Annotated in this window: 6 protein-coding genes; 4 read left to right on the top strand and 2 right to left on the bottom strand. The window is 59.8% G+C overall.

All coding sequences use genetic code 11. The features are described from left to right. Nucleotides 1–36: 36 nt before the first annotated feature. Nucleotides 37–927 carry a methylisocitrate lyase gene (prpB, locus tag EJA70_RS13465; RefSeq protein ID WP_007916432.1) on the bottom strand — a complete coding sequence of 297 codons (891 nt, stop codon included), beginning with the start codon at nucleotides 925–927 and terminating at the stop codon, nucleotides 37–39. Further along, the gene (locus EJA70_RS13460; RefSeq protein ID WP_172828118.1) at nucleotides 924–1,646 is read right to left on the bottom strand and encodes a GntR family transcriptional regulator; all 723 of its coding nucleotides are present in this window, start codon (nucleotides 1,644–1,646) and stop codon (nucleotides 924–926) included. The genes prpB and EJA70_RS13460 overlap by 4 nt, the downstream gene beginning before the upstream one ends. Nucleotides 1,647–1,993: 347 nt before the next feature. Between EJA70_RS13460 and EJA70_RS13455 the strand changes: the two genes are divergently transcribed. The 4 genes from EJA70_RS13455 (at nucleotide 1,994) to pabB (ending at nucleotide 6,649) form a co-directional block, all read left to right on the top strand. Further along, nucleotides 1,994–2,530: an ATP-dependent zinc protease gene (locus EJA70_RS13455; protein ID WP_008081000.1), complete on the top strand. Its 537-nt coding sequence runs from the start codon at nucleotides 1,994–1,996 to the stop codon at nucleotides 2,528–2,530. A gap of 5 nt (nucleotides 2,531–2,535) precedes the next feature. Then, nucleotides 2,536–4,071, top strand: coding sequence for an inactive transglutaminase family protein (locus EJA70_RS13450; protein ID WP_008080999.1), 1,536 nt, complete (start codon nucleotides 2,536–2,538; stop codon nucleotides 4,069–4,071). Then, nucleotides 4,071–5,057, top strand: a complete 987-nt coding sequence (locus tag EJA70_RS13445; RefSeq protein ID WP_158831271.1) for an alpha-L-glutamate ligase-like protein — start codon at nucleotides 4,071–4,073, stop codon at nucleotides 5,055–5,057. The genes EJA70_RS13450 and EJA70_RS13445 overlap by 1 nt, the downstream gene beginning before the upstream one ends. 248 nt (nucleotides 5,058–5,305) lie before the next feature. After that, complete coding sequence (gene pabB / locus EJA70_RS13440) at nucleotides 5,306–6,649, top strand: aminodeoxychorismate synthase component I (protein WP_158831269.1); 1,344 nt, start codon at nucleotides 5,306–5,308, stop codon at nucleotides 6,647–6,649. The last annotated feature ends 80 nt before the right edge of the window (nucleotides 6,650–6,729 follow it).

The raw sequence follows: 6,729 nt of genomic DNA, 5'->3' as shown, positions 1-6,729 counted from the left end.
CTGTAGGAGCTGCCGCAGGCTGCGATCTTTTGATCTTCATTTTTTCGCAGCAAACAACGCATCGAGCTTCTGCTCGAACGTGTGGTAATCAATACGATCGTAAAGCTCCATGCGAGTCTGCATGGTGTCGATGACATTCTGTTGCGTACCGTCGCGGCGGATCGCCGTGTAAACGTTTTCCGCAGCCTTGTTCATCGCGCGGAACGCCGACAGCGGATACAGCACCAGCGACACGTCGGCGCCGGCCAGTTGCTCGGTGGTGTACAGCGGTGTCGAGCCGAACTCGGTGATGTTGGCCAGAATCGGCGCTTTCACGCGGTTGGCGAACAGCTTGTACATCTCCAGCTCAGTGATGGCTTCCGGAAAAATCATGTCGGCGCCGGCCTCGATGCACGCCGCAGCGCGATCGAGTGCCGATTCCAGACCTTCCACCGCCAGCGCATCGGTACGCGCCATAATCACGAAGCTGTCATCGGTACGGGCATCGACGGCGGCCTTGATGCGATCGACCATTTCCTGCTGGCTGACGATCTCTTTATTAGGACGGTGGCCACAGCGCTTGGCGCCCACCTGATCCTCGATATGAATCGCCGCCGCGCCGAACTTGATCATCGACTTCACCGTGCGCGCGACGTTGAACGCCGACGAGCCGAAACCAGTGTCGACATCGACCAGCAGCGGCAGATCGCAAACGTCGGTGATGCGGCGCACGTCGGTGAGCACGTCATCCAGACCGGTGATGCCCAGATCCGGCACGCCGAGCGAGCCTGCAGCCACCCCGCCACCGGACAGGTAGATCGCCTTGAAACCGGCGCGCTTGGCCAGCAACGCGTGGTTGGCGTTGATCGCGCCGACCACCTGCAATGGATGCTCGCTGGCGACCGCATCGCGGAAACGCTGGCCTGGAGTGCTGTGCTTGGAACTCATGACTCACCTCGTTCAGTGGCTGTCTTATTGTGGGCGCCGTCCTGGTAGTGACGGGCGATGTTGCGTTTCGAGGCGCCGATGTGACGGCGCATCAACAATTCCGCGAGTTCGCCGTCACGGTCGGCGATGGCATCGAGAATCCGGTGGTGTTCGGCAAAGGCCTGGCGCGGACGGTTCGGCGTTGTAGAAAACTGGATGCGGTACATGCGCACCAGTTGATACAGCTCGCCGCAGAGCATCTGCGTCAGCGTGCGGTTGCCGCTGCCCTGGATGATCCGGTAGTGAAAGTCGAAATCGCCTTCCTGCTGGTAGTAGCCAACGCCGGCCTGAAACGCCGCGTCGCGTTCGTGGGTTTCCAGTACGCGACGCAGTTCGTCGATTTCTTCGACGCTCATGCGTTCGGCCGCCAGGCGGCAGGCCATGCCTTCGAGGGATTCGCGGATTTCATAGAGTTCGAGCAATTCGGCGTGGCTGAGTGAGACAACCCGTGCGCCGACGTGCGGTACACGCACCAGCAGGCGCTGGCCTTCGAGACGGTGAATCGCCTCACGCAACGGCCCACGGCTGATGCCGTAGGTGCGCGCCAGCTCCGGCTCGGAGATCTTGCTGCCCGGGGCGATCTCGCCTTTGACGATGGCCGCCTGAATACGCCGGAAGACGTTTTCCGAGAGCGTCTCGGAATCGTCGCCGCTGATGACCGGGGGATCGAGTTGATCCAGCATGATTGTCGACACCTTTAAATCCAATGCGGCAAAAACTAGCCAATTAGGCCGCATCAGTCAAAGGATAAATGTGTATTGTCGACAATCGTCTAATAACCTTAAAAGAACGCAGCCTGCGGCAGCTCCTACAGGGATCAGTGTAGGAGCTGCCGAAGGCTGCGATCTTTTGATCTTCCATAGACCGCCCCCAGCGCTGGCGCCATAAAACCACCGTGCTAGAATGCCGCCCGCATTTGCTGGCCATTTGTACGGCTTGTCATAAAAAGCTGCCAGGCACACGCAGGCGCTTGCGCAAGTCTTGCCAGGCACCTGAACCGACCACGGAACGCTGCGCACCAGGATTTATGAGACTCAAGCCTTTTCCCACATTCTTTGCCCTGTTTTGCCTGCCCGGCCTTGCCGCCGCGGGGGAAAAAACCGTGTACGGCCTCAACGAATACGCTTCGCTTGACGGCATCAATCTCGAAGTCGCGGCCAAACTCGACACCGGCGCGAAAACCGCCTCGCTGAGTGCCCGCGATATCAAACGCTTTAAACGCAACGGTGAGTCCTGGGTACGTTTCTACCTCGCCATCGACGCCGCGCATTCGCACCCGATCGAACGGCCGCTGGCCCGCGTCAGCAAGATCAAGCGCCGCGCCGGCGATTACGACCCGGAAGAAGGCAAGAAGTACACCGCCCGTCCGGTGATCGAGCTGGATATCTGCATGGGCACGGCGCTGCGCAGCATCGAAGTGAACCTGACCGACCGAAGTGCGTTCCAATATCCGCTTTTGATTGGCTCCGAGGCGCTGAAACGCTTCGACGCGCTGGTCGACCCCAGTCTTAAATACGCTGCCGGCAAACCCGCCTGCACCATCGCCGCTCATACCGCCGAGTAATTTCCATGCGTTCTCTAACCTTCCACCTGAAAATCCTGATCACCATTCTGGTGCTGCTGGGCGTTTCGGTTACGGCCTATCAGATTTTCGTGCTCGGCATCCCGGTGACCGAAGACGCGACCGACGACTTGTGGAACATCGACGCCAAGGTCGAGTTCGTCGCCAGCACCAAAGACCCGGTGAAGATCCAGATGTTTGTGCCACCGCTGAGCCGCGACTACGTCAGCCTCAACGAGAGTTTTATCTCCAATAACTACGGCGTCGCCGTGAACCGTGTCGACGGCAACCGCAAGGTGACCTGGTCGGCGCGCCGCGCCAAGGGCAACCAGACCCTTTATTACCGTCTGGTGCTGACCAAGCGCTATACCGCGGAAAAAACCAAGATCAAAGGCCCGACCTTCCGCGACAGCATCGCCATCGAAGGCCCGGAAAAGATCGCCGCTGAAGCCCTGCTCGCGCCGATCCGCCAACACTCCGCCGACGTCGAAACTTTCATCGGCGAAGCGATCAAACGCGTCAACAACCTCAACGATGACAACGTGAAACTGCTGCTGGCCGGCGATCCGTCGACCGCGCACAAAGCCAAAATCGTCGAACTGCTGCTGTCGATCGCCCACGTGCCGGTGGAAAAAGTCCACACCATCCGCCTCGTCGCCGATCAACCGCAAATGCCCGAACTGTGGCTGCGCAGCTTCAATGGCAACGATTGGTTGTACTTCAACCCGGAAACCGGTGAGCAAGGCCTGCCGACCGACCGCCTGCTGTGGTGGACCGGCGATGAAAACCTGATCACCGTCGACGGCGGCAAGAAAGCCAACGTGACCTTCAGCCTGAACAACAGCGAGATGAACGCGATTCGTCTGGCCAAGCTGACCGACGAAAACACTGACGCCAACTTCCTCGAATACTCGCTGTACGGCCTGCCGCTGCAGACCCAGCAGACCTTCATGATCATGGTGATGATCCCGATTGGCGTGCTGGTGATTCTGATCCTGCGCAACCTGATCGGCCTGCAGACCCTCGGCACATTCACCCCGGTACTGATCGCCCTCGCCTTCCGCGAAACGCAGTTGGGTTTTGGCATTCTGTTGTTTACGGTGATCACGGCGCTGGGGCTGTCATTACGTTCTTATCTGGAACACCTGAAGCTGCAAATGCTGCCGCGACTCTCGGTGGTGTTGACCTTTGTCGTGGTGCTGATCGCGGCGATCAGCCTGTTCAGTCATAAACTCGGTCTGGAGCGCGGCTTGTCCGTGGCGCTGTTCCCGATGGTGATTCTGACCATGACCATCGAACGCCTGTCGATCACCTGGGAAGAACGCGGCGCCAGCCATGCGATGAAAGTGGCGATTGGCACGCTGTTCGCGGCGTCCCTGGCGCACCTGATCATGACCGTGCCTGAGCTGGTTTACTTCGTGTTCACCTTCCCGGCGATCCTGCTGATTCTGGTCGGCTTCATGCTGGCGATGGGTCGTTATCGCGGCTACCGCCTGACGGAACTGGTGCGTTTCAAGGCTTTCCTGAAGAAGGCTGACGCCTGATGTTCGGTTTCTGGAAGACCTGGAAGGCGCTGGAGGCGCGGGGGATCATGGGCATCAATCGGCGAAACGCCGACTACGTGCTCAAGTACAACAAGCGCAGCCTGTACCCGATCGTCGATGACAAGATCATCACCAAGGAACGCGCGATCGAGGCCGGCATCCACGTGCCGGAATTGTATGGCGTGATTTCCACCGAGAAGGAAATCGACAAGCTCGGCGAGATCATCGGCGGGCGCAGCGACTTCGTGATCAAGCCTGCGCAGGGTGCTGGCGGTGACGGCATTATCGTCGTCGCCGACCGTTTCGAAGGCCGCTATCGCACGGTGTCGGGCAAGATCATTGCCCACGAAGAGCTGGAGCATCACATCTCGAGCATCCTCACTGGCCTGTATTCACTGGGCGGCCACCGCGACCGGGCGCTGATCGAATACCGGGTGACCCCGGATCAGATCTTCAAAAGCATCAGCTACGAAGGCGTGCCGGACATCCGCATCATCGTCTTGATGGGCTATCCGGTGATGGCGATGCTGCGCCTGCCGACCCGGCAGTCCGGCGGCAAGGCCAACCTGCACCAGGGCGCCATCGGCGTTGGTGTCGATCTGGCCACCGGTCTGACCTTGCGCGGCACCTGGCTGAACAACATCATCACCAAACACCCCGACACCACCAACGCGGTGGATGGCGTGCAACTGCCCTACTGGGACGGTTTCATGAAACTCGCGGCCGGCTGTTATGAGCTGTGCGGGTTGGGTTACATCGGCGTTGATATGGTGCTGGATCAGGAGAAAGGCCCGCTGATTCTCGAGCTGAATGCGCGTCCTGGGTTGAATATTCAGATTGCCAATGATTGTGGGCTGACGTTGCGCACCCATGCGGTAGAGGCGCGCCTGGAGGATTTGAAGGCGCGTGGAGTGACGGAGACGGCTGAAGAGCGCGTGGCGTTTACTCAGGAAATGTTTGGGCATATTCCTGCGGTCGAGGGCTGAAGCTGGAAAGCCCCTCACCCTAGCCCTCTCCCAGAGGGAGAGGGAACTGACCGAGGTGGATGTTCGAGGTACGCCGACCTGACCGTCTTGAGTAAAACTCAGGCTTTGAAAAGCATGAAGATCAGCCCCCTTCCCCCCTCGCCCCCTTGGGGGAGAGGGTTGGGGTGAGGGGGAGGCTTTTGACTTTGATCTGGCATCGGAGAGGACTACAATCCCCACCCCGCCTCAACGGCCGATCTGCCCCGCCCATGCTGACCTGTTCCGTACACCCGCTGCCCTACCGAGCCAATCCCGCCGACTACTTCGCGGCCATCCGCAATGCCCCCGGTGCCGTGCTGCTCGACAGCGGCCGGCCAAGTGCCGACCGTGGTCGTTATGACTTGCTCAGCGCCTGGCCGCTGGAACAACTGGCAGTGTTGCCGGACGAGAGCGGCAGTCATTTCCTGCAACGGTTGCGCGACAACTTAAGTCGCCTCGGCGAGGCTGATTTGCCAGTGGGTTTCGAGCTGCCGTTTGCTGGCGGTTTGATTGGTTACCTGAGCTACGACTTCGGTCGGCATCTGGAACACCTGCCGAGTCAGGCCGGCGATGACCTGCAATTGCCGGACGCGCGTTTCGGGTTGTACGACTGGGCGCTGATCAGCGATCACCAGACGGCGACCAGTCAACTGGTCTTTCACCCCTCCGTGGACGACAGTGAAAAACAACGCCTGATCGCATTGTTCGCTCAGCCCGCTGCTGATGCACTGACACCGTTCAAACTGCACACGCCAATGGCCGCCGACCTCTCGGCCGACGATTACCGTCAGGCGTTCGAACGCATTCAGCATTACATTCAGGCCGGCGATTGTTATCAGGTCAACTTCGCCCAGCGCTTTCGCGCGTCGTGCCAGGGCGATCCGTGGCTGGCCTACTGCAAATTGCGCGAAGCCTGCCCGACCCCGTTCTCCGGTTTCCAGAGCTTGCCCGACGGCGGCGCGGTGTTGAGCCTGTCGCCCGAGCGCTTTGTCAAAGTCAGCCAGCGTCAGGTCGAAACCCGCCCCATCAAAGGCACTCGCCCGCGAGGTCTCACGCCGGCCGAAGACGCTGCCAACGCCGCCGAACTGCTGGCCAGCCCCAAGGATCGCGCGGAAAACCTGATGATCGTTGATCTGCTGCGCAACGACCTCGGCCGCACCTGCCGCATTGGTTCGGTGCGGGTGCCGGAGTTGTTTAGCCTTGAAAGCTATCCGAACGTGCATCACCTGGTCAGCAGCGTGACTGGTGAACTGGCGGATGACCGCGATGCACTGGATTTGATTGCCGGCAGCTTCCCCGGCGGCTCGATCACCGGCGCCCCGAAGATTCGTGCGATGCAGATCATTGATGAACTGGAGCCGACCCGGCGCGGATTGTATTGCGGTTCGTTGCTGTACCTGGACGTGCGCGGCGAGATGGACAGCTCCATCGCGATTCGCAGTTTGTTGGTCAAGGATGGGCAGGTGTGCTGCTGGGGCGGTGGCGGGATTGTTGCGGATTCGGACTGGCAGGCTGAGTATCAGGAGTCGATCACCAAAGTCAGAATCCTCCTCGAAACCCTGCAAAACCTCTGAATGACACAACCCCTGTAGGAGCTGCCGAAGGCTGCGATCTTTTGATCTTGCTCCAAGAAAACCGGATCAAAAGATCGCAG

The organism is Pseudomonas sp. PB103 (assembly GCF_009764635.1).
Classification (GTDB): Bacteria; Pseudomonadota; Gammaproteobacteria; order Pseudomonadales; family Pseudomonadaceae; genus Aquipseudomonas.
The sequence above is the reverse complement of the archived record's forward strand: the minus strand, read 5'-3'. Positions and strand labels throughout refer to the sequence as shown.

Excerpts from the sequence above, each read along its gene's own strand:
- prpB (WP_007916432.1), bottom strand. The coding sequence starts at position 927 with ATGAGTTCCAAGCACAGCACTCCAGGCCAGCGTTTCCGCGATGCGGTC.
- EJA70_RS13445 (WP_158831271.1), top strand. The coding sequence starts at position 4,071 with ATGTTCGGTTTCTGGAAGACCTGGAAGGCGCTGGAGGCGCGGGGGATC.
- EJA70_RS13450 (WP_008080999.1), top strand. The coding sequence starts at position 2,536 with ATGCGTTCTCTAACCTTCCACCTGAAAATCCTGATCACCATTCTGGTG.
- EJA70_RS13455 (WP_008081000.1), top strand. The coding sequence starts at position 1,994 with ATGAGACTCAAGCCTTTTCCCACATTCTTTGCCCTGTTTTGCCTGCCC.
- pabB (WP_158831269.1), top strand. The coding sequence starts at position 5,306 with ATGCTGACCTGTTCCGTACACCCGCTGCCCTACCGAGCCAATCCCGCC.